Below are 25,806 nucleotides of genomic sequence, written 5' to 3'. Positions count from 1 at the left end.
CAAAATCGCGTTTTTCAGACGATTAATTTCGATTTGATATCAAAACACCATTACCCATAAGGCTGTTCATGGTCTACGCTCCGTCGTAGATAAAGGATTTCTGATCAGGGTGAAGGGATTGTCACAGTTCCATTTTATTTCCGGCTTGCCGCGCTCAGGCTCGACCCTGCTTTCTGCGATCCTTTTGCAGAACCCGCGCTTTCATGCCGGCATGACCAGCCCCGTTGGCGCCCTGTTTTCCGGTGTTCTGGAACAGTGCAGCGCCGGCAGCGAGTTTGGTGCGGTGATCGATACCGATCTGCGCCGCCGTTTGCTTCGCGGACTGTTCGACTCCTTCTACGCCGACAAGGCCGACAAACCGGTGGTGTTCGACACCAATCGGTTATGGAGCTCGCGCCTGCCGGCCATCAGCGATCTGTTCCCGCAAGCCAAGGTCATTGCCTGCGTGCGCAATGTTGCCTGGGTCATGGACAGCATCGAGCGTTTGTATCGCGCCAATCCCTTTGAAAACACCAAGCTGTTCGGCGACGCGGTCGAGCGCAACACGGTCTACAGCCGTTGCGAAACCCTGGCGCAGCGCAATCGTCTGGTGGGGTTTGCCTGGGCAGCGCTCAAGGAAGCCTATTACGGCGAACACGCCGACTCATTGCTGATTGTCGATTACGACTTGCTGACCCAGGCCCCCGATCGGGTCATGCGTCTGGTCTACGACTTCATTGGCGAGCCGTGGTTCGAGCATGACTTCAACAACCTCGCCTACGATGCGCCAGAGTTCGATCAAGCACTCGGCGTCTCCGGTCTGCACAAAGTCAAACCCAAGGTCGAGCTGCAATCGCGGCGCACGATCCTGCCGCCGGATTTGTTCAAGCAATACGCAGAATTGTCCTTTTGGCTCGATGGCTCAGCCAGCGCCGCCAATGTCATTCGTATGAAGGCCGACGCCGCGATCAGTTGATCGCGGCGTTCTCATTGACGCGTCAAGCAAGTTCGAGTCCGGGTGAGCAGCATGTGGTGGAGCAACGGCAAGTCACGAGTTACCGAAGGCGCACGGACGCTGGCCTCGCCCATGATCATGTCCCTGGAACCGCGAATGCTGTTCGACGGCGCGGTGGCGGCCACGGTGGCCGATGCCGCTCAGGCGGACAGCCACACCACGGCTGATGCCGCCAAGACGCCAACGGCCGACCAACCGGTCGCCAGCAAGGACACCCACGGCCAGGCCGATGCCACACCAGCACCAGCCCCCGTTGCAGTGCCGGGCCAGAGCGTGGTGTTCGTCGATTCGCGGGTCAAGGATGCCGACAGCCTGCTCAAGGGCGTGGCGCCTGGCACCCAAGTGGTCCAGCTGGACGCGAGCAAGGACGGCTTGCAGCAAATTGCCGCCTATCTGGACACACATCAGGGCATCAGTTCGGTGCAGATCATTGCCCATGGCAACGCGGGCGATCTGTGGTTGGGCGACAGTTACCTGTCCGCCGACAACGTCGCGGCCCGCAGTGCCGTGCTGGCGGAAATCGGCAAGGACATGAACGTCGGCGGCGACATTTTGATCTACGGCTGCTACACCGCCGAAGGTGAACGCGGCTTGAGTTTTGTCGACTCGCTGGCTCAATTGACCGGCCGCGATGTGGCTGCTTCCAGTAATCGCACCGGCATCGGTGGCGACTGGAATCTGGAAATTGCCACCGGCAACATCGAAAGCGCCAACGTCCTCTCGACCACGGCCATGAGCGAGTATCAGTGGGGCCTGGCCACTTGGACGGCCACCAACAACGCCAACACCGGTGTCGGTTCGTTGCGCGCGGCGATCGCCTCGGCGCAGAACGGCGATCTCGTCACCTTCAGCACCGGCATGACGGTTCAGCTGACGTCCGAACTGCTGATCAACAAGAACATCACCGTTGATGGCGACTTGAACAACGACGGCGCGGCTGACGTGATTCTCGACGGTCAGTACCGGACCCGAGTGATTGAAGTGTCGTCTGGCAGCATCGTGACGCTCGATGGCCTGGTGATCACCCGCGGCCTGGTGTCGGGCACGGGCGGCAACGGTGGCTACGGTGCCACGGGTTCGATGGCTGGGGGCATTTTCAACGCAGGGATTCTGACCCTGAACAACGTCAGCGTGACCTCTAACGGCGCTTCCGGTGGTGGTGGCGGCGGCGGTGTGACGGGCGCTTTTTACGGCGGTGGCGGTGGCGGTGGCGGCGGTTTGGGTGGCCAGGGCGGCGGGCATGGCGGTTCGTCGGGGCCGGGCACCGGCACGCTGGGCGGCCAGGCGGGCGGCGGTGGTGTCGGTGGTTACGGCGGCGGTTATGACGCGACCCACATGGGCGGTCGCGGTGGTACCACCACTGGCGGGGCTGGCGGCGTAGGCGTTTCCTATTACAGCAACGGCGGTAACGGTGCGACGGCCACCAATGGCACGATTTCCATTGGCGGCGGGGGCGGCGGGGCCGGTTGGGACAAGGTCGGTGGCGCCGGCGGCAACGCGGTAGGCGGGATCTACAACGCCAGCAGCGGCACCATCACCATCGTCGGCACCTCCACCATCAGCAACAACATTGGTGCCGGCGGCGGTGGCGGCGGTGGTGGTGGCCAAGGCAGCAATGCCAGCAATGGCGGCATTGGTGGCCGGGGCGTCGGTGCGATCTGGAACAAAGGCACGCTGCTGATCACGGCCGCCAACTTCGCGGCCCTGGCCGGTAATGCCGCGGCCAGTGGTGCAGGTGGTACCGCGCAGGGCGGTGGCAGCACCGGCACCTCACCAACCTCCGTCGCGACCATCTACAACGACGGTGGCATACTCAACACCGCGTATTCACCACCACCGACCGCGACCATTGTGGTCGCTGATACCACACTGAGCATCGGCGAAACGTCCCTGGTGACCATCACCTTCTCCGAAGCCGTGACCGGTCTCACCAATGCGGACCTGACCATCGCCAACGGCACGTTGACCTCGGTGAGCAGCGGCGATGGCGGCATCACCTGGACGGCAACGTTTACGCCGTCCGCCAGTATTTCCGATACGACCAACGTCATCACCCTGGACAACACCGGGGTGATCAACATTCTGGGCACCGCCGGCGTCGGCACCACCAACTCCAACAACTACACGGTCGACACCGTACGCCCGACCGCCAGTATCGTGTTCACCGACGCGGCCCTCAAGGCCGGGGAAACGTCGCTGGTGACCATCACCTTCAACGAAGCAGTCACCGGACTGACCAACGCGGATCTGACGATTGCCAACGGCACCTTGACCTCGGTGAGCAGCGGCGACGGCGGCGTCACCTGGACGGGGACCTTCACACCGACCGCCAGCATCACGGACGCGACCAACCTGATCACCCTGGACAACACCGGGGTCAGCGACCTGGCGGGCAACGCCGGGAGCGGCACCACCGATTCGGGCAACTACGCCATCGACACCGTGCGGCCAACGGCGACCCTCGTGGTGACAGACAATGCGCTGAAAATCGGCGAAACCTCGCTGGTGACGATCACCTTCAGTGAAGCGGTCAGCGGTTTCACCAACGCCGACCTGACCATCGCCAACGGCACCTTGACGGCGGTGAGCAGCAGCGACGGCGGCATCACCTGGACCGCCACGTTCACCCCGAACGCGAGCGTCAACGACACGACCAACCTGATCACCCTGAACAACACCGGCATAGCGGATCTGGCCGGCAACACCGGCAGCGGCACCACCGATTCGAACAACTATGCGATCGATACGCTTCGTCCAACCGCAACCATTGTGGTGGCGGACAATGCGCTGAAAATCGGCGAAACCTCACTGGTGACCATCACCTTCGCCGAGGCGGTGACCGGTTTCACCAACGCCGACCTGACCATCGCCAACGGCACCTTGACCGCGGTGAGCAGCAGCGACGGCGGTATCACCTGGACGGCGACGTTTACCCCGACTGCCAGCATCACCGACACGACCAACCTGATCACCCTGGACAACACCGGGGTCAGCGACTTGTCGGGCAACGCCGGCAGCGGCACCACCGATTCCAACAACTACGCCATCGACACTGTGCGGCCAACGGCAACCATCGTGGTCGCCGACACGGCGCTGAGAATCGGCGAAACCTCGCTGGTGACGATCACCTTCAGCGAAGCGGTCAGCGGTTTCACCAACGCGGACCTGACCATTGCCAACGGCACCTTGTCGGCGGTGAGCAGCGCCGATGGCGGCATCACCTGGACCGCGACGTTCACACCTTCCGCCAGCATCAACGACACGACCAACCTGATCACCCTGGACAACACTGGGGTCAGCGACTTGTCGGGCAACGCCGGCAGCGGCACTACCGATTCCAACAACTACGCGATCGACACCGTGCGCCCGACCGCCACGATTGTGTTGGCCGATTCGACGCTGACACAGGGCGAAACCTCGCTGGTGACCATCACCTTCAGCGAGGCGGTGAGCGGTTTCACCAATGCCGACCTGACGATCGCCAACGGCACCCTGACGGCGGTCAGCAGCAGCGACGGCGGCATTACCTGGACGGCGACCTTCACGCCGACCGCAGGCATTAACGACACCACCAACGTAATTACTCTGGCCAATACCGGCGTGGCCGACATCGCGGGCAACACCGGCAGCGGGACCAGTTCTTCGGGCAACTACACCATCGACACCGCCCCGCCGACCGCGACCATCGTGGTAGCGGACAACGCCCTGAAAATCGGTGAAACGTCACTGGTGACCATCACCTTCAGCCAGGCCGTGAGCGGTTTCACCAACGCCGACCTGACCATCGCCAACGGCACGTTGAGCGCGGTCAGCAGCAGTGACGGCGGCATCACCTGGACCGCCACCTTCACCCCGACGGCCAGCACCACCGATGCGACCAACCTGATCACCCTGGACAATAGCGGCGTGCAGGCTGCCGCCACCGGCAACGTGGGCAGCGGCACCACCGATTCCAACAACTACGCCATCGACACCGTGCGCCCGACGGCAACCATCGTGGTCGCGGACACGGCGCTGAGAATCGGCGAAACCTCGCTGGTGACGATCACTTTCAGTGAAGCGGTCAGCGGTTTCACCAACGCCGACCTGACCATTGCCAACGGCACCTTGACGGCGGTGAGCAGCAGCGACGGCGGCATTACCTGGACGGCGACCTTCACGCCGAGCGTCAGCACCAACGACACGACCAACCTGATCACCCTGGACAACACCGGCGTCGCCGACCTGGCGGGTAACGCCGGTAGCGGCACCACCGATTCCAACAACTACGCGATCGACACCGTGCGTCCGACCGCCACGATTGTGTTGGCCGACCCGACCCTGAGTGCTGGGGAAACTTCGCTGGTCACCATTACTTTCAGCGAAGCGGTGAGCGGTTTCACCAATGCCGACCTGTCCATCGCCAACGGCACATTGACGGCGGTGAGCAGCAGCGACGGCGGCATTACCTGGACCGCGACCTTTACGCCAACCGTCGGCGTGAGTGACCCGAGCAACGTCATCACCCTGAACAATACCGGCGTGGCCGATCTGGCTGGCAACACGGGCAGCGGCACGACCAACTCCGGCAACTACACCGTCGACACCGTGCTGCCGACGGCCACCATCGTGCTCGCCGATAACGCGCTGGAAATCGGCGAAACCTCGCTGGTGACCATTACGTTCTCCGAAGCGGTCAGCGGTTTCAGCAACGCCGACCTGACGATTGCCAATGGCACGTTGACGGCGGTGAGTAGCAGCGATGGCGGCATCACCTGGACAGCGACCTTCACGCCGACGGCCAGCATTACCGACGCAACCAACCTGATCACCCTGGACAACAGCGGTGTGCAAAATGCCTCGGGCAACGCCGGCAGCGGCACCACCGATTCCAACAACTACGCGATCGACACCGTGCGCCCAACCGCGACCATCGTCGTGACGGATACCGCCTTGGCGCTGGGTCAAACCACGGTGGTAACCATCACCTTCTCCGAAGCGGTGACCGGTTTCACCACCGCCGACCTCACGGTCGCCAACGGCGCCCTGACCGGCCTGAGCACCAGCGATAACATCACCTACACCGCGACCTTCACGCCGACGGCGAGCATCAACGATGCGACCAATATCATCACGCTGAACAACACCGGCATGGCGGACGCGGCCGGCAACACTGGCGCGGGCACTACCGATTCCAACAACTACGCAATCGACAGTCTGCGTCCGAACGCCACCATTGTCGTCGCTGACCCCACCCTGAGTGCCGGCGAAACGTCGTTGGTAACCATCACCTTCAGCGAGGCGGTCAGCGGTTTCGACAACAGTGACCTGAGCATCCCCAATGGCACCTTGAGCGCGGTGAGCAGCAGCGACGGCGGCATCACCTGGACGGCGACCTTCACCCCGACGGTCGGCGTCAGGGACACTTCCAACCTGATCACCCTGAACAACAGCGGCGTGGCCGACATTGCCGGCAACGCAGGCAGCGGCATCACCAATTCGGCCAACTTCACCATCGATACCGTGCGGCCGACCGCCACCATCGTCGTCGCCGACAATGCGCTGAGCGTCGGTGAAACGTCGCTGGTCACCATTACCTTCAGCGAAGCGGTCAGCGGTTTCAGCAACGCCGACCTGACCATCGCCAACGGCACGTTGACGGCGGTGAGTAGCAGCGATGGCGGCATTACCTGGACAGCAACGTTCACGCCGACGGCCAGCATTACCGACACCAGCAACCTGATCACCCTGGACAACACGGGCGTGCAAAACGTCTCGGGCAACACCGGCAGCGGCACCACCGACTCCAACAACTACGCCATCGACACACAGCGCCCAACCGCGACCATCGTGGTGACGGACGCGGCGCTGGGTGTGGGTCAAACATCGATGGTGACCATCACCTTCTCCGAGGCGGTAACCGGTTTTACTACAGCCGACCTGACGGTGAGCAACGGTACTCTGAGCAATCTGAGCACCAGCGATAACATCACCTGGACCGCCACCCTGACGCCGACCGCGAGCGTCACCGATTCGACCAACCTGATTACCCTCGACAACACCGGAGTGATCGATGGGGCGGGCAACACTGGCAGCGGCACCACGGACTCCAACAACTACGCCATCGACAGCCAACGCCCGACCGCGACCATTGTGTTGAGCGATACAACCCTGAAACCGGGCGAAACCGCGCTGGTGACCATCACCTTCAGCGAGGCGGTGAGCGGTTTCGACAACAGCGATTTGAGCGTCGCCAACGGTACGCTGAGCAATGTCAGCAGCAGCGACGGCGGCATCACCTGGACCGGGACCTTCACCCCGACTATCGGGATTACCGACGCCTCCAATCTCATTACCCTGAACAATACCGGCGTCTCGGACCTGGCAGGCAACGCCGGGACGGGCACGACCAACTCCGCCAACTATGTGGTGGAAACCCAAGTGCCGACCGCAACCATCGTGGTGGCCGACAACGCCCTCAAGGCCGGTGAAACCTCAGGGGTGACCATCACCTTCAGCGAAGCGGTCAGCGGTTTCACCAACGCGGACCTGAGCATTGCCAACGGCACCTTGAGCAACGTCAGCAGCAGTGACGGCGGCATCACCTGGACCGCAACGCTCACGCCAACCGTCAACGTGACGGACACCACCAACCTGATCCATCTCGACAACAGCGGTGTGACCAACGTGTCGGGCAACAGTGGCGTGGGCGTGACCGATTCCAACAACTACGCCATCGACACAGCGCGGCCGACGGCGACCATCGTGGTGGCGGATAACCGCTTGGGCATCGGCGAGACGACCACGGTCACCATCACCTTCACCGAGACGGTTTCAGGTTTCGACCTGTCGGACCTCAGCGTCGCCAATGGCACCTTGTCCAACCTGCTCAGCAGCGATGGCGGCAAGACCTGGACCGCCACACTGACCCCGACCGCCAACATCAACGACACCACCAACCTGATTCTGCTCGACAGCAGCAATGTGGCGGACGCCGCGGGCAACGTCGGTGCCGGGATCGCGATCTCCAACAACTACGCGCTCGATGCCACCCGGCCGACGGCAACCATCGTGGTCGCCAACCCGAACCTGGGCGTGGGTCAAACCACGCTGGTGACGATCACCTTCAGCGAAGTGGTCAGCGATTTCGACCTGTCGGACCTCAGCGTCACCAACGGCGAGCTGACCAACCTGGCCAGCAGCGACGGCGGCAAGACCTGGACGGCGACCTTCACGCCGACCGTGAGCATCACCGACCCGAGCAATTTCATTGCGCTGGACACCAGCAACGTCAGCGACCTTTCGGGCAATGCCGGTAGCAGCGTGGCGGTCTCCAACAATTACGTGATCGACACCGTGCCGGTGCAGACGCCTGCCGTGGTCGTGACGCCTGACCCGCTGGCCCGGTTCCCGCCACCGGTCACCGTTTCCGATCAGCCCAACGTACCGCTGCAACCGATCATTTTCACGCCCCCGACCGGCGATCTCGGCTCACCGCTGACCTTTACCCCGTTGTTCGAAAGCCGCGTGATCGGCAACGGCATCCGGCCGCTGGGCGACATCTTCATGAACCACGGTGCGCTGGCGCCCAGCTTCATCGCCCAGGTGTTCAGCAGCAGTGACAGCGGCGGCGATGGCTCGGGCAACGGCTTCCTCGGCTTCGGCGGTGGCGATGGCGGGGTGTTCGGTACCAGTACGTTGTCGAGCTTGTTCAATCAGGACGCCGGCAACGAGCGAGACTCGCTGAACTCATTCGGCAGTCATTCGATCAAGGCCGGAGATGTTTCACAGGGGCTGCGCGGCGTGTTTGGCGCGCCGAGTCTCGTCCAGCAATTGCAACAGCTCAAAGACACCGAGCAACGGCAGGTCGACAGCCTGGCCGCGGCTTTGCGACAAGTCGGCATCAGCGAAATGCAGGCCTGAAAAAACACCTAAAACAATGCTGTGTCCAGGGGCAGTCAAGGATGAATAGAAGTTCTAAGTTGTTTGGCGCCAGCCTGCTGGCGCTTGCAGTCAGCGGATGTGCAGTCACCAGTGAACCGATCGAACGCAGCGTCAGCCAACAGCGCGCCAGGAGCGATCTGCAAAACATGTACAAGGATCAGGAGCCCCTCAGCGGTCCGCTGACCCTGCATCAAGCCATGGCCCGCGCGGTGAAGTACAACCTCGAAGGCCGGCTCAAGATCATGGAAGAGGCCCTGGCCAAGCGCCAACTCGACCTCGCCAGTTTCGACATGCTGCCGCGCATGGCGCTGGACGCCGGGTACGTCGGCCGCAACAACGTCAACGCCTCCAGCAGCCAGAGCGTACGGACCGGAACCCAGTCTTTGGAGCCATCGACCTCCCAGGACCGCGACCGTGACGTCGCCGACCTGACCATGGTCTGGAACGTGCTCGATTTTGGCGTCAGCTACATCAGCGCCAAGCAACAGGGCGACCAGCGACTGATCGTTCAGGAGCGCCGGCGCAAGGTGATCAACACCATTGTTCAGGACGTGCGCTCGGCCTACTGGCGAGCCATGGCCGCCGAGCGTTTGCTCAAGCAGATCGACAGCCTCATGGCCCGGGTCGACACCGCGCGCGGCAACAGCCAAAGCATGAGCCAGCAGCGAATCGGCGATCCGGTTCAGGCGCTGGGTTATCAACGCTCGCTGATCGAAGCCACGCGCCAACTGGAAGAACAGCGTCGTGCGTTGTCGCTGGCGAAAACCGAACTGGCGACGTTGATCAACCTGCCGTTGGGCACTGAGCTGACCCTGGCGACCCAGGACGACTATGACATTCCGGAACTGAAAGTTGACCTCGCCAGCCTGGAACAGGAAGCCCTGACCAGTCGTCCCGAGCTGCGCGAACAGGATTACCAAAGCCGCATCAGCGCGGCTGAAACCCGCAAAGCCATGTTGCGGCTGCTGCCGGGGCTGGAGTTCTCGGCCGGCGGGCATTACGACAGCAACTCGTTTCTGGTGGAGCAGGGCTGGGCCGACTACGGCGTGAAAGTGACGTGGAACCTGTTCAACGTGATCTCCGCACCGGCGGCGATCAACGTCGCCAAGGCCGGCGAAGAAGTCGCCGCGGCGCGCCGCCAGGCCATGTCGATCGCGGTGCTGGCGCAGCTTTATGTGGCCAACGCCAACTACCGCGAGGCGTTGCGACAGTTCAAGACCAATCAGCAACTGTCGGACATCGACGGACAGATCGTTGGCCAGCTGCGCAACCGTTATCAGGCGGCCGGGCTGGGTGAACTGGATTTGATTCAAGGCGAATTGAACACCTTGCAGGCCGATTTGCGTCGCGACCTGTCGTACGCCGATCTGCGTAACGCTTACGGTCAGATCTTTGCCAGTGCGGGGCTCGATCCACTGCCGGATCAGGTGCAATCCACCGAAGTGCAATCCATTGCCACCGCGTTGGCCAACCGCGAATCGGCGTGGGCGGCCGGGAACATCACGACGCCGGTGGCCCATGCCCCGGTCCAATAACCTGCTGGCGCCGACGGCGAGCATCAGCCGCACACAACGGGAGGCGCGCAACGGCCATCGCGGCACGGCGATTTTGCTGACCGGTTTGCCGGCGGCGGGTAAATCGACCCTGGCCCAGGCGCTGCACGCCGAGCTGTTCGAGCACGGCGTGCAGAGCCTCGTGCTTGATGGCGACGGGCTGCGGGTCGGGCTCAATCGTGATCTCGGTTTCGCCGACGGTGATCGTCTGGAGAACATCCGTCGCGCCAGCGAAGTCGCGGCGCTGCTGGTGGAGAACGGGCAGATCGTCATCCTGGCGATGATCGCGCCGCTGATGGAGTTGCGTGAGGTGTTCGCCCGGCGACTGGGCGAGGATTACCGCGAAGTCTGGTGCAGCGCTTCCTTGGCCGTCTGCGAACAGCGCGATCCGAAAGGTCATTACGCCCGTGCACGACGGGGTGATTTGCCAGGTTTTACCGGCGTATCTGCGCCGTATGAACCGCCGCCGTCCGCTTCCTTGGTGCTCGATACCGGCGTGCAATCGGTGGAGGCCTGCCTCGATCACTTGCTGACCTGGCTCGGCGAGTGCGCGGTGTTGCCGAAACGATGAGCCGGCCGGCGTTCTCCCGCTTGCCGGTGGCCGTGGATTTGCCGCTGCTGTTGCAGGCGTTGGCCGCCGTTGACGAGGACAGCTGGCAGGGGCATTTCAACAACGCTTATTACGCTGGCGACTGGAGCGGTGTTGCGCTGATTTCGGCGGCGGATGCGTTGACTGAACTGTCGCCGGGTCGCGGCAAACCGCTGCTGCGCGCGCCTTGGTTGCGGGATGTCCGATGGCAGCAAGGTTTGCGCGATCTGCCGCTGGAAATCGTCAGTGCGCGCTTGTTGCGGCTCGGTCCGGGAGGGCAGATTCACGAACATCGCGACTACGACCTGGGCGAACCGGACGCCGATCTGCGTCTGCACATCCCGCTGGTCAGCGTGCCTCAAGTGGACTTTCTGCTGGACGGCCAGCGCATGCCGATGGCTGCCGGTGAATGCTGGTTTCTCGACCTGTCGCGGCCTCATCGCGTGGACAATCGTGGTCCTCGGGCGCGCATTCATCTGGTGCTCGATTGTCGGCCCGGCGCCTGGCTGGAGCAGGCGATTATCGACGGCGAATTGACCACGCCGAATACCGATGTTTTTCACGGATGCCTTGCACAGTTCAAGGCACTGGTGGAGAGCGATCCGCCGCTGTGCAAAACCTTGCAGGGGTTGCAGGACGGCGAAGCTTTTATCACCCGAGCCCTGGAAATGGCGGCGGCGCGAGGCCTGCCGCTCTCCCGCGAAGAACTGCGCGCAGCCATGCGCGACGGCCGCCGACAATGGAACCAACAATGGACGGCATGAACCTCGAAGGCTGGTTGCCGATCCGGGTCTGGCAAGAGGCTGGGCAATGGCGCGTCGACTGGTGCTGGTTCGGTGACACCCCGCTGCATCAGCCGTTTTTTCGTGATGCCGTGGAAGACGCGCTGCGATTGCCGTTCAATCAAGCGTTTCGCCGGGAAACGCCATTGTCGACCCTCGTTGACTGGCAAACCTGCAGTCCCGGTCTGGCCCCTGGCGCGTTCATCTTTCACGCGTCTCGCTGCGGCTCGACCCTCATCAGCCAGATGCTCGCACAACTCGATAACCACATCGTGATCAGCGAACCGCCGCCACTGGATGCGCTATTGCGCAGCGACTTGCCCGCCGTCGAGCGTCGCGCTGCCATCGAAGGGTTGCTGTCGGCCTACGGACAGCGTCGGCTCGGCGTCGAGCAACGTTTGGTGGTCAAACTCGATGCCTGGAACATTGGTGAACTGCCGTTGCTGCGTGAGTGTTTTGCCGAAACACCGTGGCTGTTTCTTTATCGCGATCCGCTGGAAATTGCCGTTTCACATCTACGCCGTCCGGGCATGCACATGGTGCCGTGGATGATCGGCGCGAGTGTGCTGGATGACGAATTGCCGTTTGAAGGCCGAGAGGACTTCATCGCACGGCGGTTGGGGCGGTTGCTGGCGTCGGGGTTGGCGCAATGTCGGGAGTTTGGTGGGTTGGCGGTGAATTACAGCGAATTGCCAGATGCCATGGCGGGGCGATTAGCTGAGTTTTTCGGGTTAGATGCCCGACAGCGTGAAAAAGTGTTTGCGGCGGTGGGGCAGCATGCCAAACGGCCTTCAGAGGTGTTTGTCGGGGACAGCGATGACAAGCGTCGCGAGGCCTCGGCGCTTTTGCACGAATGTGTGGAGCGGTGGGCGCGCGGGCCTTATGAAGCATTGGAAAAAGATCGCCGTGATAACCGCTGATTCATTCATTGACCGTGCCGACGCCTTCGCGAGCAAGCCCGCTCCCACAGTTGGAATGCGGTCCCCTGTGGGAGCGGGCTTGCTCGCGAAAGCGGTGGTCAATTCACCACAAATCTACCGGCTAAACCTTGACCCGAGCCTGCATGATCTCCCACAGGGGAATGCATTCCCCTGTGGGAGCGAGCCTGCTCGCGATGACGGTGGTCAATTCACCACAAATCTACCCGGCTAAACCTTGACCCGAGCCTGCATGATCTCCGACTCATCCCAATGATCCTGCACTCGCTCTACGAGCAACTGCACGCCATCGGCCATGCGGCTGAGCGCCAGGGCTACCGAGCGCCGTGTCCCGTCCACTTCGTCTGCCAGATTGGCCGCGATGGCGCTGATGGACAGCAGGTCTTCGGCGGCGTTGGCCAGCAGGGTTTCGGTGTTGACCTCGGGGGCGACGGTGAAGAGGTGGCCTTTGCGGTGCCTGGGCGGCTTTTCGGTGGTCGGGGGGAAGTAGTGGGCGAAGGCGCGGTCGGCGGCTTCTTTGAGTTTTTCGGCTTCGATTGGATCTTCGGACGGGGCACCAGAGTTATCTGGTGGATTAGGCGTAGGCTTGAACATAGTAGTTTCCTCAAAATGGGAAGCTGAACCAGTTCGCTTGCACGCGAATAAGGTGGCAGCTATGTGCAGGGTGCAAGACCGAGTAGGAAACCCACCATCAAAACCTCGGCAGACCCGAAGATCTCCCGCACACAGCCGCCATAAAGCGAAGACAGCGAGCACAAAGCGCCCGATGAATGCCTATAGGCTAGGAATTGATGGTGGTTTTACCCGGACTTGCACGTCCGTGTCACCGTTTATTCAGTGACAAAGCCAGACTAGACCCGGCTTCGGACCGGAACAAGTTCACCAACACCGCTACAACTTGAAGGAAATCTCCGACGCGGTTACCGGACGTTGGTGCCTGTAGGAAAGGTCAGGATTTGGACGACAAATCCGCCATCCCCTTGAGCAACTCGATCGGCAGCGGAAAGACAATCGTCGAACTCTTGTCCCCGGCAATCGAACTCAATGTCTGCATATACCGCAGCTGCATGGCCCCAGGCTGGCGCCCGAGCATTTCGGCAGCCTGCATGAGCTTTTCCGAAGCCTGCAATTCGCCTTCGGCGTGGATCACCTTGGCCCGGCGTTCCCGTTCGGCTTCGGCCTGTTTGGCGATGGCGCGGATCATCGATTCGTTGAGGTCCACGTGCTTGATCTCGACGTTGGCGACCTTGATGCCCCACGCATCGGTCTGGGCGTCAAGCACTTGCTGGATGTCGATGTTCAACCGCTCACGTTCGGCCAGCAGTTCATCGAGTTCATGTTTGCCGAGCACCGCCCGCAACGTGGTCTGGGCCAATTGGCTGGTGGCCATGAGAAAGTCTTCGACCTGGATAATCGCTTTCTGCGGATCGAGGACACGGAAATACAGCACCGCGTTGACCTTGACCGAGACGTTGTCGCGGGTGATCACGTCTTGTGGCGGCACGTCGAGGACCACGGTACGCAAATCGACGCGAACCATTTGCTGCACCACCGGAATCAGCAGGATCAGGCCAGGGCCTTTGACCTGCCAGAAGCGCCCGAGCTGGAACACCACCCCGCGCTCGTATTCGCGCAGGATGCGGAAGGTCGACCCCGCCAGCGCAATCACCAGTAACAGCAGCGCGGCAAAACCCAGTTGCAGGCCCATGGTTATTCTCCACCCGGCGCCGCGTCAGCCGCGGCCACTTGCAGCAATAATCCCTTGCGTGCCACCACCCGGACCTGTTGCCCGGGGCGCAGTGGCGTGGCGCTGAGTACTTGCCACTGTTCGCCTTGCAGGTGCACCCAGCCGTTATAGGCGTTGTCGGCTTGTAACGACATCACCGAGGTCACGCTGCCAATGAGTTCGGCATCGCCACTGACGTTGTGGCGCGGTCGGGTTTTCAGGGCGCGGATCAGCAGGAAAATCAGCAACAGGGCACTGATCAGTCCCAGGCCGATCATCAACGGAACCGGCACCTCGGTGTTGGTCAGAATCACCGCGCCGATCACGAACATCACAATGCCGCCCAGACCGATCACGCCGTAATTGGGCAGGGCTGCCTCGGCGATCAGAAACGCGATGCCGAACGTGATCAGCCAGATCCCGATGGGGTTGGGCACCAGCAGGACGACGGTGTCCGCCGCGAATACCGATCCGCTCAAGGCCAACAGCAGCGCAACTGCACAACAACGAATGTTCACGTGACCCTCCGGGAGAGTCATTGATGGTTCTTTATACAGTCTAGCTGAGCTCTGGATTGTACGAATTTTGATCAGTTGTTGACGTTATTCCGACGGGCAGATTTCCCGCGCGATGGCGCCAGCGGGCCTAGACTTTTAGTGGTGAGAAAGGTTTAACCATCGTCCGCGAAACGATGTTGCGGACACCGAGGTGCATCATGCGTATGGCAAGAACAGTGCAGGACAGCCTTAACAAGGCTCAATGCGAATTTGACGTCGTCACCCATCCGCACTCGGCCAGCAGCCTTGAAACGGCGCGGGTCGCAGGTATTCCTGCCGAGCGGGTGGCCAAATCGGTGATCCTCGACGACCACCACGGCCATTACCTGATGGCTGTGCTGCCAGCGAGCCGTCACCTGGACCTGAGCAAAGTACGTGGCAGTGGTGAATGGCAGATCACCCGGGAAAGCACCCTGGCGCATCTGTTCCAGGATTGCGAACGCGGCGCCGTGCCGGCGTTGGGCGAATCCTATGGCCTGGACATGGTCATCGACCCACTGCTGACCCGGCAAAAAGACATCTACCTGGAGGCGGGTAACCACAACAATCTGGTGCACATGAGCGTGCCGGAATTCCTGAAAATGGTGCCGCATGCTGAAGTGTGCGAGTTGAGTCAGTAGTTTTTGCGGCGTCGGTGATGACGCCTTCGCGAGCAAGCCACGCTCCCACAGGGTTCTCGCCGTTCCTGTGGGAGCGTGGCTTGCCCGCGATTGACTGCGCAGCAGTCACCCAATCATTTGCCATGAAAAAGGAGCCCGACATGGAATCCCCAACCCACAGCCTCCCCAACCTGTTCAAACAACTCGGCCTGCCTGACGACGCCGAAAGCATCGACAAATTCATCGCCACCCACTCACCGCTCAAACCCGAATTGCACCTGGCGGATGCGTTCTTCTGGACCAAGAGCCAGGCGGATTTCCTGCGCGACGACATTCTGGATGACGCCGATTGGGCGGAGGTGGTGGATCAGTTGGATGTGCTGTTGCGGAAGGGGCGGGGGGTGTAAAAAATTTGAGCGCAAAACCTTGTCACAGCTTTTCTGAAAGGTGTTACCTGCGCTGCAGTAGCTTTCATGCGTTTAGTCCGACTATGAGACCGAGTCATGCAATGTGTTTTGGCAGAAAGAGTCATGAGCATCTCTGAGCTCGCGAAAAACGCAGGTGCTGCGGTACGCGAGGCGCAAGACGGGCCTATTGCGGTGCTGGAAAACAATAAGATCAAGGCCTATCTGGTTTCGGCAGATCTTTATGAAGCGATGCTGGTGCGTCTAGGTGATTTCAATCTGGCGTCCTGATGGATCGTAAAAAGCTGTCCGTCCGCCTGAGAATTGTTTCAAAACTTGACCAGCTTTCCCCTCAAATGCCATATTGATAGTTAGCAAACTAACAGTGTGTGTTTCCCCTCGTGCCGAAGAACCTCGACGCTCTCCAGATGAACATCAGCAGCTCCATGGTGGTGGCCGCCAGGCATTGGCGCAGGATCTGCCAGACCACGCTGGTCAACTATGGAATCTCCGAAGCCTGCGCCGTTCCGTTGTTGATGATCGGGCGTTTGGGCGAGGGTGTGCGGCAGGTGACGGTGGCGCAGGCGGCCGGGATGGAGAGCCCGTCGCTGGTGCGCCTGCTGGATCAGTTGTGTCATGCCGGCTACGTCTGCCGTACTGAAGACGCCCATGACCGTCGCGCCAAATGCCTGAGCCTGACCGAGACGGGTCGTGAGTTGGTGCAAGCCGTCGAAATCGAGCTGGTGCGCTTGCGCCATGAAGTGCTCGAAGGGATCGAGCAGAGTGATCTGGAAGCAGCGTTGCGGGTATTGAGGGCTTTTGAATCGGCCAATCATCTGCCGGTGATCAACCCTTGAGCGGATTTTTTACCGGCATGCCCCCGGCGCGGGACTGGTTCTACGGTGTGCGAACGTTCGCGGCGTCGATGATCGCGTTGTACATCGCCATGCTCATGCAAATGCCCCGGCCTTATTGGGCGATGGCCACGGTCTACATCGTTTCCAGTCCGTTTGTCGGCCCTACCAGTTCCAAGGCGCTGTACCGCGCAGTCGGCACCCTTCTCGGTGCCGCCGCCGCGGTTTTTTTCGTGCCGATGTTTGTACAGAGCCCTTATGTGCTGGTGGTGGTCATTGCGCTGTGGACCGGGACTTTGTTGTTCCTCTCAATGCACCTGCGCACCGCCAACAATTACGCGCTGATGCTCGCCGGGTACACCTTGCCGCTGATTGCCTTGCCCGTGGTGGATAATCCGTTAGCGGTATGGGACATCGCAGAGGCGCGGACTGAAGAAATCTTCCTCGGCATCGCCGTGGCCGCGGTGGTCGGCGCCATGTTCTGGCCTCGGCGGCTGGCCCCGGTGTTCAACGATTCGGTGAGCAAATGGTTTGCCGATGCCTCGACTTACAGCCTGCGTTTCCTTAGCCGCAACGTGCAGCCGGACGAAGTCAGTGCGCTGCGTTCGTCGATGGTCGCGACCTTCAACACGCTGGAATTGATGATCGGCCAGTTGCCCCACGAAGGCGCGCGGCCGCAAACCGTACGCAATACCAAGGAACTGCGCGGTCGCATGATTCACCTGCTGCCAGTGATCGACGCCCTCGACGACGCGCTTTATGCCCTTGAGCGACGCACGCCTGAGCTTGTGGATAAGTTCGCGCCGCTGCTGGTCGCGACCACCGAATGGCTCGGCCACACAGACGCCGACCTCGCCCGCTGGCAAGCGCTGAAAGATCAACTCGAAGCGCTGCAACCGTCCGCCGAAGCGTTGGATGATCGCAAGCAGCTGCTGTTCTCCAACGCCTTGTATCGCCTCGGCGAGTGGATCGATGTGTGGCAGGACTGTCGCAGCCTGCAGTACGCCATTCAGTGCGAAAGCCAGGACAGCTGGCGCGCGGTGTATCGGCACTGGCGGCTTGGTCGGCTGTCGCCATTTCTCGACCGTGGGCTGATGCTCTATTCGGCGGCGTCCACGGTTACCGCGATCATCGTCGCGTCGGTGCTGTGGATTCTGCTCGGCTGGACCGACGGCGGCGCCGCGGTGATTCTGGCGGCGGTGGCGTGCAGCTTTTTCGCTTCGATGGACGACCCGGCGCCGCAGATTTACCGGTTCTTTTTCTGGACGGCAATGTCGGTATTGTTCGCCAGTCTTTATTTGTTTCTGGTCCTGCCCAACCTGCATGACTTCCCGATGCTGGTGCTGGCGTTTGCCGTGCCGTTTATTTGCATCGGCACCCTGACGGTCAAGCCACAGTTCTATCTGGGCATGCTGCTGACCCTCGTCAACACGTCGTCTTTTATCAGTATTCAGGGCGCCTACGACGCGGATTTCCTCAGCTTCGCCAACTCCAACCTAGCCGGTCCCGTGGGCTTGTTGTTCGCCTTCGTCTGGACCCTGATCGCCCGGCCGTTCGGCGCAGAACTGGCAGCCAAGCGCCTGACCCGTTTCAGCTGGCACGACATCGTCAGCCTGACCGAACCGGCCTCGCTGGCCGATCACCGGCACCTGGGCGTGCAAATGCTCGATCGTCTGATGCAGCATTTGCCGCGCCTGGCCATGACCGGCCAGGACACCGGCATCGCCCTGCGGGAAGTGCGCGTGGCGTTGAACCTGCTGGATTTGCTCGCCTATACACCGCGCGTCCTCGGCGCACCGCAAGTGCTGATGCATCAGGTGGTGGCCGAGGTCGGCGAGTATTTCAAGGCCTGCCTCAAGGCTGGCGAACGTTTGCCGGCGCCGAGTCCGTTGTTGATGACCCTGGACCGCACCCGCCGTGCCCTCAACACGGAGTGCGATGAGGGCGCCCGTCTGCATCTGCTGCATGCCTTGAGCGGCCTGCGCCTGTCACTGCTGCCAGGGGTGGAATTCGTCAGTACTGGCGAGCTCGAAGAGCCGCTTCCCCATGGCATCGATGGAGCGCCTTTATGATCGGTGATCTGGATATCAGCGGGGTGTTCCTGCCCACACTGCTGGTGCTGATGGGCATTACGTACGTGTTGTTCCTGCTGGTGCACGGGTTGCTGACGCGTCTGCACTTTTACCGTCTGGTCTGGCACCGGGCATTGTTTAACGTGGCTCTCTACGCTTTGCTGCTCGGCGCCGTGGACTCACTCAGTCGATACCTGATGACATGAAAAAACCTTTTTTGACCCTCGGTCGCGTGGTCCTGACCCTGCTGATCGTGACCTTCGCCGTAGTCGTGGTCTGGCGCATGGTGATGTATTACATGTTCGCGCCCTGGACCCGCGACGGCCACATTCGTGCCGACATCGTGCAGATCGCGCCGGACGTGTCCGGGTTGATCCAGCAGGTCGACGTGCGTGACAACCAATTAGTGAAACGGGGCCAGGTGCTGTTCAGCATTGATCAGGACCGTTTCAAACTGGCCCTGCGTCAGGCCAAGGCGGCGGTCGCCGACCGTCAGGAAACCCTGGCGCAGGCGCAACGCGAAGCCAAGCGTAACCGCGGCCTCGGCAATCTGGTGCCGGGCGAGCAACTGGAAGAGAGCCAGTCCCGGGTGGCCCGCGCCGAAGTAGCGTTGATGGAAGCCCAGGTGGCGGTGGACAGCGCCCAGCTCAACCTCGACCGCTCGACCATCCGCAGCCCGGTGGACGGCTACGTCAATGACCGTGCACCGCGCAACCAGGAATTCGTCACCGCCGGGCGTCCGGTGTTGTCTGTGGTGGACAGCAATTCATTCCACATCGACGGTTATTTCGAAGAGACCAAACTGGACGGCATTCATGTCGGCCAGAGCGTCGATATTCGGGTGATCGGCGACCGCGCTCGCCTGCGCGGGCATGTGGAAAGCATCGTCGCCGGCATCGAAGACCGCGACCGCAGCAGCGGCAGCAACCTGCTGCCCAACGTCAACCCGGCGTTCAGCTGGGTGCGGCTGGCCCAGCGGATTCCGGTGCGTATCGCTTTCGATGATGTGCCGGCGGATTTCCGCATGATTGCCGGTCGCACGGCGACGGTTTCTATCATGGATGACCACCCGCAGGAGCCCGTGAAATGAGCAGGGCCTCGGGTTTGGCTATCGCCGGGTTAGGCCTGTTGCTGTCGGCCTGTCAGGTGGTCGGGCCGGATTATCACGTGCCGGACGAGGCCGCCGTACACCGTGAAGACTTGCAGGGCGAATTGGCGGTGAACGGCAAAAATGTCGTCTCGGCACCGGTGCCCAGCGATTGGTGGCGTTTGTATCAGGATCCGCGCCTCGATCAATTGGTCGAGCAGGCCATGGCCTCCAACACGGATTTGCGCGTGGCGGCGGCGAACCTTTCCCGAGCGCGTGCGCAGGTCGATGAAGCTCAAGCGGCAGGTGGCTGGAGCGGCGGGGTGAAGATGGGCGCCCAGCGTTTGCAGGAGTCCGGCGAAGCATTCCTGCTGCCGGAGAAAGTGCCGGTGGCCAACGTCGGCGACATTGGCATTACCACCTCGTATCAGTTCGACCTGTTTGGCACGTTGCAGCGCGGCATCGAAGCGGCCAAGGCCAATGCCGATGCGACTCAAGCCGCAGCCGATACCGCGCGAATCACGCTGGTGGCCGATGTCGTTCGGGCCTACACCCAAGTCTGCGCCGCCAACGAAGAGCAGGAAATCGCCCAGCATTCCCTCGACCTGCAAGCCCAGAGCACCACGCTGATCCAGCGCTTGCGTGACGCCGGGCGCGGTGATGAAACCCAGGTCACCCGCTCGCAAACCCAATTCAAATCCCTGCGCGCCGACATGCCGCGTTATGAGGCCGCGCGTCAGGCCGGGTTGTTCCGCTTGTCGATGCTGCTGGCCAAACCGCTGGATCAACTTCCAGCCGGCACCGACCGCTGCGCGCAGCTGCCAAAGATTGCGCAATTGTTGCCGGTCGGTGACGGCGCGACGTTGCTCAAGCGCCGTCCCGATGTGCGGCAGGCCGAGCGACGGCTGGCTGCCGCGACCGCCGGTATCGGCATCGCCACGGGCGAGTTGTACCCGGACATCAGCATCGGCGCGACCGTCGGTACCGTTGGCATCCTGGAAAACCTCGGCAAACCGGCGACCAATCGCTGGGGCTTCGGGCCGTTGCTGACCTGGACCGTGCCGTCCAACGGCTCCCGCGCACGAATCCGCGAGGCCGAAGCCACCACCCAAGGCGCGTTGGCGCATTTCGATGGCGTGGTGCTCAACGCCATCCGCGAAACCCAAACCGGTCTGGCCCAGTATTCCGCGCTGTTGCAGCGCCGCGATGCATTGGCCGACGCCGAGCAATCGGCGCAACTGGCCGCAGACCAGACCCACCGCTTCTTCCAGGCTGGCCGCGCATCGTTCCTGGCGGACTTGCAGGCGACCCGCACCTACACCGACGTGCGGGCGCAACTGGCTTCCGCCAGCACGCAGGTTGCGATGAGCCAGATCGATTTGTTCCTGGCATTGGGCGGCGGCTGGGAAAGCGGACGAACGCAAGGCACGAACTCCGGCAAACCCTGAGGCCGTTGCTATGCTTTGATTTGATGAGGTCGCGCGTCGAACTCATCAATCAAGGCTCGCGTTGGTCATGGGGATTCCAATAATGAAAAACCCTTATGCTCCCGGCTTCTGGTGCGCTATAGCGGCATTGGTGTTGCTGTCGGCCACCTATTTCTACGGCATCATGCTCGCCCACCAGATCGACAAGGCACTGGTGTTCCTCGACAGCGCCGCGGCATTGATTGCCGTGATGGCAATCGTGGTGGTGGCCTGGGCTTCAGTCCAGGGCACGCGCATCAAAAAAAGACAGCTCGAACAAGGCAAGACCCTGGTGCTGATCTGGGACACCAAGGTCGCGTTGCGCCGTGTCGAAACGGTGTTCGATCGGTATTTTTGGGGCAGTTACTGGCAACCGGGGCGTACGTTCCAGGAAGTCATGGGCGAACTGACCGGCACCCCGCTGGAAAAAAGCCTCGAAACCCTGAAAAAACAATGCCTGGCGCTGGACAAGCAAGTGGCCGAGGACGGCTGGCACTGGCTCAATAACGCCCGTGAACTCTCCGATGTCGCCACCGCCATGGCCCGTGAACGTTATCAACTGGACTTCTGCGACCCGCGCTCGGAATCCCCAAGCGGCACGGCGGTGATCAATCGCGACTTCGAAGTGCTGGTCTATACATGGACCGCACGGCTCAAGAGTTTTGATCATCAGCTTGATGAAATCGAGGTTCAGTATTCTTGAATGGGATGTTGCCTGACCTGACGCCTTCGCGAGCAAGCCCGCTCCCACATTGAATCTCAGGTGTTCACAAATTCTGTGTTCGCCACCGATCTAATGTGGGAGCGGGCTTGCTCGCGAAGGCGATCTAATGAGCACTGAAACTCTCACCCCCTGCCAGTTGTCCACAAGCAGTGGCATTCCATAGACACTCTTTCACCTTTAATCATTGGGTCGCCCGGTGCGCCTGATGCTAATCTCCATCGCACTTTTAACGCAGTCGTGACCGTAACCCGTCGGGTTCAGGGAAGACGACCACACCTTCAAACAACGGACATTGATCGGGTAATTCATGAATAAATCAGCAGGCGTGCTTCTTGGAATCGTCGTTGCCATCGGCGCAATCAGCGCTGGCGGTGCCTGGTACACCGGCACCAAGCTCGAAGGTGTGCTGAACACCTCGATCGCCGACGCCAACAAAGAGTTGCAGGCTGCGCTGGTCGGTTCCAACGGCACAGCGTCGCTGGAGCTGGTGTCGCTGGAGCGCCATGTGTTCAGCAGCACCGCGCACTACCGCCTCAAAGGCGAAGGCGAGATGTTCGGTGAAGCACCGGTGGAGTTGCTGTTCGTCGATCGCATCGAGCACGGTCCGCTGCCGTTTTCGCGTCTGATGTCGTTGAAGTGGCTGCCGGTCCTGGCCACCAGTCACTACGAACTGGAAAGAACGCCTAACACCGAGAAGTGGTTCGCCGCTGCCAAGGACAAATCGCCAATCACGGGCGTGGTCAATATCGGTTACGACAATGCCACCAACGGCACCCTGCAATTGCTGCCGCTGGACGTGGCGCTTGACGACAAGTCCAACCTGAAATTCTCCGGGCTGAACCTCGATGTCGCCGCCAGCGCCCAAGCGCAGAAGCTCAAGGCCGACGGTTACATGGACAGCCTGACACTGAGCACGGTGGCTGAAGATCAGACGCCAGTGAAGGTCGAACTGAATGGCCTGACTGTGGCCAGCAACCTGACAAAAAGTACCTACGGCTACTACACCGGCGAGAACACCGTCGAGCTGACCGACAGCAAGACCACCTTCGGCGCCAAGCAGTCGGTCTTGGGTTTCAAGAAATTTGAAATGAAGAACCAGACCGAGGAGTCCGGCACCAGCGCTTCGGGGCGTGCCGATTACAAGGTGGGTGAGGTGTCCTTGAACGGCAAGGCTGTCGGGTCTGCGCAGATGGCCATGAGCCTGAAGAACCTCGACATCCCGGCAACCATGTCGTTGATGCAGATTTACCAGACCAAACTGCAACCATACGAGAGGGCCGCCGCTGAGGCCGCCGCTGCGGGTGAACCGGCGCCACAGCTGGTCCTGACCCCGGCCGAAGAGGCGCAGGTCAAAACCGGCCTGGAGAAACTGCTGGCTGCCGGCCCGCAGGTCGCCCTGGAGAATCTGTCGTTCAACACCGCCAATGGCGAAAGCCGCGCCAACCTGGTGCTCGACCTGACCAAACCACAATCCATGGACCTGCCGCCGGACCAGTTGACCCAACAACTGATCGCGCTGCTGGACGTTAACGTGAAAGTGTCCAAGCCAATGCTCGTTGACCTGCTAAGCGTGCAGTCGCAAATCGAAGGTCAGACCGACGCGAAACTCATCGCCGATCAGGCCACCGCCACCGCCGACATGTTTGGCAGCATGGCAGTCGGTACGCAGTTGGCAAAACTGGACGACAACAACATCGTCTCCAAACTGCACTACGCCAATAATCAGGTGGAGTTCAACGGCCAGAAGATGACCGTCGAAGAGTTTGTCGGGTTTGTCATGAGCAAACTCGGCGGGAATGTCGCCGTCGAGTAACACCAGGGCTTACACACCGACGCCCGGCCCCTGCGCAACGCAGACGCCGGGCGTTTTGCTGTCTGGCTTGTGGCGAGGGAGCTTGCTCCCGCTGGAGGCCGAAGGACTCCCACTTCCCGTTAATTCAAGTCCCGAATCAACCGCCACGCCTCATCCACCGGCAATGGCTGTTTCATCCGTTCGGCGAGCAGCGCTACTGCACGTTCTTCATCGCAAGCCACCGCGGCGACCACCAATCCCTCCTTGCCGAACAGGCCGATAAAGGGTGGGTGGTCAGGGGCGCCTTTGAACTCGACCTCGTCCCAGGTCGCGGCGTGGCCAATGTAGTCGTAGTTTTTACCGAAGTGCCAGGTCCAGAAATAGGGCACGTCGAGGTAATGCTCGTCGCCGCCGAGCATATTCATCGCCGCGATCCGTGCCTGTTGCTGTGCCAGGCGCCAATGTTCGATCCGTTGGGGCTGGCCGTTGAGCGGGAAGGTCGCGATATCGCCGGCGGCCCAAAGCCCATCGGTCACGCGCATCCCGCCGTCGACCTTCAGTGACTGGTCTTTTTCCAGGGGAAGGCCGGTATATGCGCCGGTTGCCGGGCTGACGCCAATGCCGACCAACACCAGGTCCGCCGGTAAACGTTGACCGTTGTCCAGGCGCACCGCTTCGACGCTGGCGGTTCCTTCGATGTGCGTTGCATTGCCATCCGTATGAAACACCACGCCATTGGCCTCGTGCAGGGCACGAATCGCCTTGCCGACGGCGTCGCCAAACTGTTTGGCGAAAGGCACGGCGTGGCGGGCCAGAACGGTGACGTCCAGGCCGTATTGACGCAGGGAGGACGCGGATTCCATGGCGATGAAACTGTCGCCGATGATCACCGCCCGTTGGCCAGGTTTTGCCGAGTCCAGAATCCGCTGCGCCTGATCTTTCGAACGCAGCACGAACACTTGCGGCAGGTCGGCGCCAGGCAGCGTAAGCGGATTGGGTGTGCCGCCGGTGGCGAGCAGGGCCGCGTCGTAGCTCAGCGATTGACCATCAGCCAGGCGCAACGTCTTGTTCGCGGCGTCCAGGCTCGTCACTTCAGCGTTGATTCGCTCAATGCGCTGTTCGCGGTAAAAGTTTTCATCACGCAGCGGCGGGACTTCTTCCGGCGGCATCTCCCCGGCAATCACGAATTTGCTCAGGACCGTGCGGTCGTAACCGGCGTCGGTTTCACGGTCGATCAACAGCACCCGGCCACCGAAGCCCTTTTCGCGCAACGCTGCTGCGCACGCCGTGCCTGCGGCGCCAGCGCCGATGATCACAAACGTTCGCTCGTCGTCCGCCGGTGGAGTGTGAGCGTCGGACATCGGTTGATCGTCGACCCAGACTTCGTCATCGCGCACCTCCAGCCGATAGCGCTTGAGGCTGTCCAGGGACGGCGGTTCGCACAGCGCACCGTCCTCGATCCGATACGCAGCCTTGTGCCAGGGGCAGATCAAACGTCCGTGGCACAGAGCGCCTTCGGCCAGCGGCGCCCCGGCATGGGGGCATTCGCCCTGAAAGGCGCGAAGATGATCGCCCACCCGCAGCAGGACAATTTTCGTGTCCGCAATCTGGACTTCAAGGCCCCGGTTTTCGGGCACATCGGCGAAACGAGCGACGCGGTGCAGTGCCATGATCACTCTCCAGGCAAGCGTTTCACTTAAGAGTTTGGCGCTTATATGGAGGTTCAGCCAATTCCCGCTGCCACCA

20 protein-coding genes are annotated in these 25,806 nt (G+C 61.4%); 16 read left to right on the top strand and 4 right to left on the bottom strand.

Annotated elements, in window-relative coordinates; translation table 11 throughout:
- The first annotated feature begins 109 nt into the window (after positions 1–109).
- The 6 genes from DFS28_RS09705 to DFS28_RS09680 all read left to right on the top strand — a co-directional run bounded on the left by DFS28_RS09705 (position 110) and on the right by DFS28_RS09680 (position 12,761).
- The gene (locus tag DFS28_RS09705; protein WP_033053006.1) at positions 110–955 is read left to right on the top strand and encodes a sulfotransferase; all 846 of its coding nucleotides are present in this window, start codon (positions 110–112) and stop codon (positions 953–955) included.
- A 111-nt stretch (positions 956–1,066) separates the two neighbouring features.
- Complete coding sequence (locus tag DFS28_RS09700) at positions 1,067–8,896, top strand: Ig-like domain-containing protein (protein ID WP_111449541.1); 7,830 nt, start codon at positions 1,067–1,069, stop codon at positions 8,894–8,896.
- Positions 8,897–8,937: 41 nt separating this feature from the next.
- Positions 8,938–10,452 (top strand): TolC family protein, encoded by a 1,515-nt coding sequence (locus DFS28_RS09695; RefSeq protein ID WP_111449540.1) that lies wholly within the window; start codon positions 8,938–8,940, stop codon positions 10,450–10,452.
- Positions 10,436–11,041 (top strand): adenylyl-sulfate kinase, encoded by a 606-nt coding sequence (gene cysC / locus DFS28_RS09690; RefSeq protein WP_111449539.1) that lies wholly within the window; start codon positions 10,436–10,438, stop codon positions 11,039–11,041. Before DFS28_RS09695 ends, cysC begins: the two co-directional genes overlap by 17 nt.
- On the top strand, positions 11,038–11,823 hold the full coding sequence (locus DFS28_RS09685; RefSeq protein WP_111449538.1) for an aspartyl/asparaginyl beta-hydroxylase domain-containing protein: 786 nt from the start codon (positions 11,038–11,040) through the stop codon (positions 11,821–11,823). The genes cysC and DFS28_RS09685 overlap by 4 nt, the downstream gene beginning before the upstream one ends.
- Entirely contained in the window at positions 11,811–12,761 is a 951-nt protein-coding gene (locus tag DFS28_RS09680) for a sulfotransferase family protein (RefSeq protein ID WP_111449537.1), read from the top strand. Before DFS28_RS09685 ends, DFS28_RS09680 begins: the two co-directional genes overlap by 13 nt.
- A 228-nt stretch (positions 12,762–12,989) precedes the next feature.
- Here the strand turns inward: DFS28_RS09680 and DFS28_RS09675 are convergent, their stop codons facing one another.
- From DFS28_RS09675 to DFS28_RS09665, 3 genes are all read right to left on the bottom strand, one after another.
- A complete protein-coding gene (locus DFS28_RS09675) occupies positions 12,990–13,373 on the bottom strand; it encodes a DUF6124 family protein (protein WP_111449536.1) in 384 nt (127 codons plus the stop codon).
- 355 nt (positions 13,374–13,728) lie between these two features.
- Positions 13,729–14,487: a slipin family protein gene (locus DFS28_RS09670; RefSeq protein ID WP_008148132.1), complete on the bottom strand. Its 759-nt coding sequence runs from the start codon at positions 14,485–14,487 to the stop codon at positions 13,729–13,731.
- 2 nt (positions 14,488–14,489) lie between these two features.
- Positions 14,490–15,023 carry an NfeD family protein gene (locus DFS28_RS09665; RefSeq protein WP_111449568.1) on the bottom strand — a complete coding sequence of 178 codons (534 nt, stop codon included), beginning with the start codon at positions 15,021–15,023 and terminating at the stop codon, positions 14,490–14,492.
- A 197-nt stretch (positions 15,024–15,220) separates the two neighbouring features.
- Here DFS28_RS09665 and DFS28_RS09660 point away from each other — a divergent pair, with 197 nt between their 5' ends.
- From DFS28_RS09660 to DFS28_RS09615, 10 genes are all read left to right on the top strand, one after another.
- On the top strand, positions 15,221–15,682 hold the full coding sequence (locus DFS28_RS09660; protein WP_033058638.1) for an aminoacyl-tRNA deacylase: 462 nt from the start codon (positions 15,221–15,223) through the stop codon (positions 15,680–15,682).
- Between the two features lie 140 nt (positions 15,683–15,822).
- Positions 15,823–16,068, top strand: a complete 246-nt coding sequence (locus DFS28_RS09655) for a DUF2789 domain-containing protein (RefSeq protein WP_008148139.1) — start codon at positions 15,823–15,825, stop codon at positions 16,066–16,068.
- Between the two features lie 123 nt (positions 16,069–16,191).
- Positions 16,192–16,356: a type II toxin-antitoxin system Phd/YefM family antitoxin gene (locus DFS28_RS09650; protein WP_225607491.1), complete on the top strand. Its 165-nt coding sequence runs from the start codon at positions 16,192–16,194 to the stop codon at positions 16,354–16,356.
- A gap of 137 nt (positions 16,357–16,493) precedes the next feature.
- Positions 16,494–16,922 carry a MarR family winged helix-turn-helix transcriptional regulator gene (locus tag DFS28_RS09645; protein WP_111449534.1) on the top strand — a complete coding sequence of 143 codons (429 nt, stop codon included), beginning with the start codon at positions 16,494–16,496 and terminating at the stop codon, positions 16,920–16,922.
- Positions 16,919–18,991, top strand: coding sequence for an FUSC family protein (locus tag DFS28_RS09640; RefSeq protein WP_111449533.1), 2,073 nt, complete (start codon positions 16,919–16,921; stop codon positions 18,989–18,991). Before DFS28_RS09645 ends, DFS28_RS09640 begins: the two co-directional genes overlap by 4 nt.
- Entirely contained in the window at positions 18,988–19,197 is a 210-nt protein-coding gene (locus DFS28_RS09635; protein WP_008148151.1) for a DUF1656 domain-containing protein, read from the top strand. Before DFS28_RS09640 ends, DFS28_RS09635 begins: the two co-directional genes overlap by 4 nt.
- Complete coding sequence (locus DFS28_RS09630) at positions 19,194–20,081, top strand: HlyD family secretion protein (protein ID WP_111449532.1); 888 nt, start codon at positions 19,194–19,196, stop codon at positions 20,079–20,081. Before DFS28_RS09635 ends, DFS28_RS09630 begins: the two co-directional genes overlap by 4 nt.
- A complete protein-coding gene (locus tag DFS28_RS09625) occupies positions 20,078–21,526 on the top strand; it encodes an efflux transporter outer membrane subunit (protein ID WP_111449531.1) in 1,449 nt (482 codons plus the stop codon). The genes DFS28_RS09630 and DFS28_RS09625 overlap by 4 nt, the downstream gene beginning before the upstream one ends.
- Positions 21,527–21,608: 82 nt before the next feature.
- Positions 21,609–22,247, top strand: a complete 639-nt coding sequence (locus DFS28_RS09620; RefSeq protein WP_111449530.1) for an NADH:ubiquinone oxidoreductase subunit N — start codon at positions 21,609–21,611, stop codon at positions 22,245–22,247.
- Between the two features lie 328 nt (positions 22,248–22,575).
- On the top strand, positions 22,576–24,081 hold the full coding sequence (locus tag DFS28_RS09615; RefSeq protein WP_111449529.1) for a YdgA family protein: 1,506 nt from the start codon (positions 22,576–22,578) through the stop codon (positions 24,079–24,081).
- Between the two features lie 119 nt (positions 24,082–24,200).
- Here DFS28_RS09615 and DFS28_RS09610 read toward each other — a convergent pair whose 3' ends face one another.
- Positions 24,201–25,730, bottom strand: a complete 1,530-nt coding sequence (locus DFS28_RS09610) for an FAD-dependent oxidoreductase (protein ID WP_111449528.1) — start codon at positions 25,728–25,730, stop codon at positions 24,201–24,203.
- Positions 25,731–25,806 lie beyond the last annotated feature (76 nt).

Origin of the sequence: Pseudomonas sp. 478 (assembly GCF_003254125.1) — a bacterium.
Classification (GTDB): domain Bacteria; phylum Pseudomonadota; class Gammaproteobacteria; order Pseudomonadales; family Pseudomonadaceae; genus Aquipseudomonas.
The sequence above is the reverse complement of the archived record's forward strand: the minus strand, read 5'-3'. Positions and strand labels throughout refer to the sequence as shown.

Coding starts and splice junctions, on each gene's coding strand:
- DFS28_RS09700 (WP_111449541.1), top strand. CDS start 1,067: ATGATCATGTCCCTGGAACCGCGAATGCTGTTCGACGGCGCGGTGGCG.
- DFS28_RS09695 (WP_111449540.1), top strand. CDS start 8,938: ATGAATAGAAGTTCTAAGTTGTTTGGCGCCAGCCTGCTGGCGCTTGCA.
- cysC (WP_111449539.1), top strand. CDS start 10,436: ATGCCCCGGTCCAATAACCTGCTGGCGCCGACGGCGAGCATCAGCCGC.
- DFS28_RS09685 (WP_111449538.1), top strand. CDS start 11,038: ATGAGCCGGCCGGCGTTCTCCCGCTTGCCGGTGGCCGTGGATTTGCCG.
- DFS28_RS09680 (WP_111449537.1), top strand. CDS start 11,811: ATGGACGGCATGAACCTCGAAGGCTGGTTGCCGATCCGGGTCTGGCAA.
- DFS28_RS09675 (WP_111449536.1), bottom strand. CDS start 13,373: ATGTTCAAGCCTACGCCTAATCCACCAGATAACTCTGGTGCCCCGTCC.
- DFS28_RS09670 (WP_008148132.1), bottom strand. CDS start 14,487: ATGGGCCTGCAACTGGGTTTTGCCGCGCTGCTGTTACTGGTGATTGCG.
- DFS28_RS09660 (WP_033058638.1), top strand. CDS start 15,221: ATGCGTATGGCAAGAACAGTGCAGGACAGCCTTAACAAGGCTCAATGC.
- DFS28_RS09655 (WP_008148139.1), top strand. CDS start 15,823: ATGGAATCCCCAACCCACAGCCTCCCCAACCTGTTCAAACAACTCGGC.
- DFS28_RS09650 (WP_225607491.1), top strand. CDS start 16,192: ATGAGCATCTCTGAGCTCGCGAAAAACGCAGGTGCTGCGGTACGCGAG.
- DFS28_RS09645 (WP_111449534.1), top strand. CDS start 16,494: ATGAACATCAGCAGCTCCATGGTGGTGGCCGCCAGGCATTGGCGCAGG.
- DFS28_RS09635 (WP_008148151.1), top strand. CDS start 18,988: ATGATCGGTGATCTGGATATCAGCGGGGTGTTCCTGCCCACACTGCTG.
- DFS28_RS09630 (WP_111449532.1), top strand. CDS start 19,194: ATGAAAAAACCTTTTTTGACCCTCGGTCGCGTGGTCCTGACCCTGCTG.
- DFS28_RS09625 (WP_111449531.1), top strand. CDS start 20,078: ATGAGCAGGGCCTCGGGTTTGGCTATCGCCGGGTTAGGCCTGTTGCTG.
- DFS28_RS09620 (WP_111449530.1), top strand. CDS start 21,609: ATGAAAAACCCTTATGCTCCCGGCTTCTGGTGCGCTATAGCGGCATTG.
- DFS28_RS09615 (WP_111449529.1), top strand. CDS start 22,576: ATGAATAAATCAGCAGGCGTGCTTCTTGGAATCGTCGTTGCCATCGGC.
- DFS28_RS09610 (WP_111449528.1), bottom strand. CDS start 25,730: ATGGCACTGCACCGCGTCGCTCGTTTCGCCGATGTGCCCGAAAACCGG.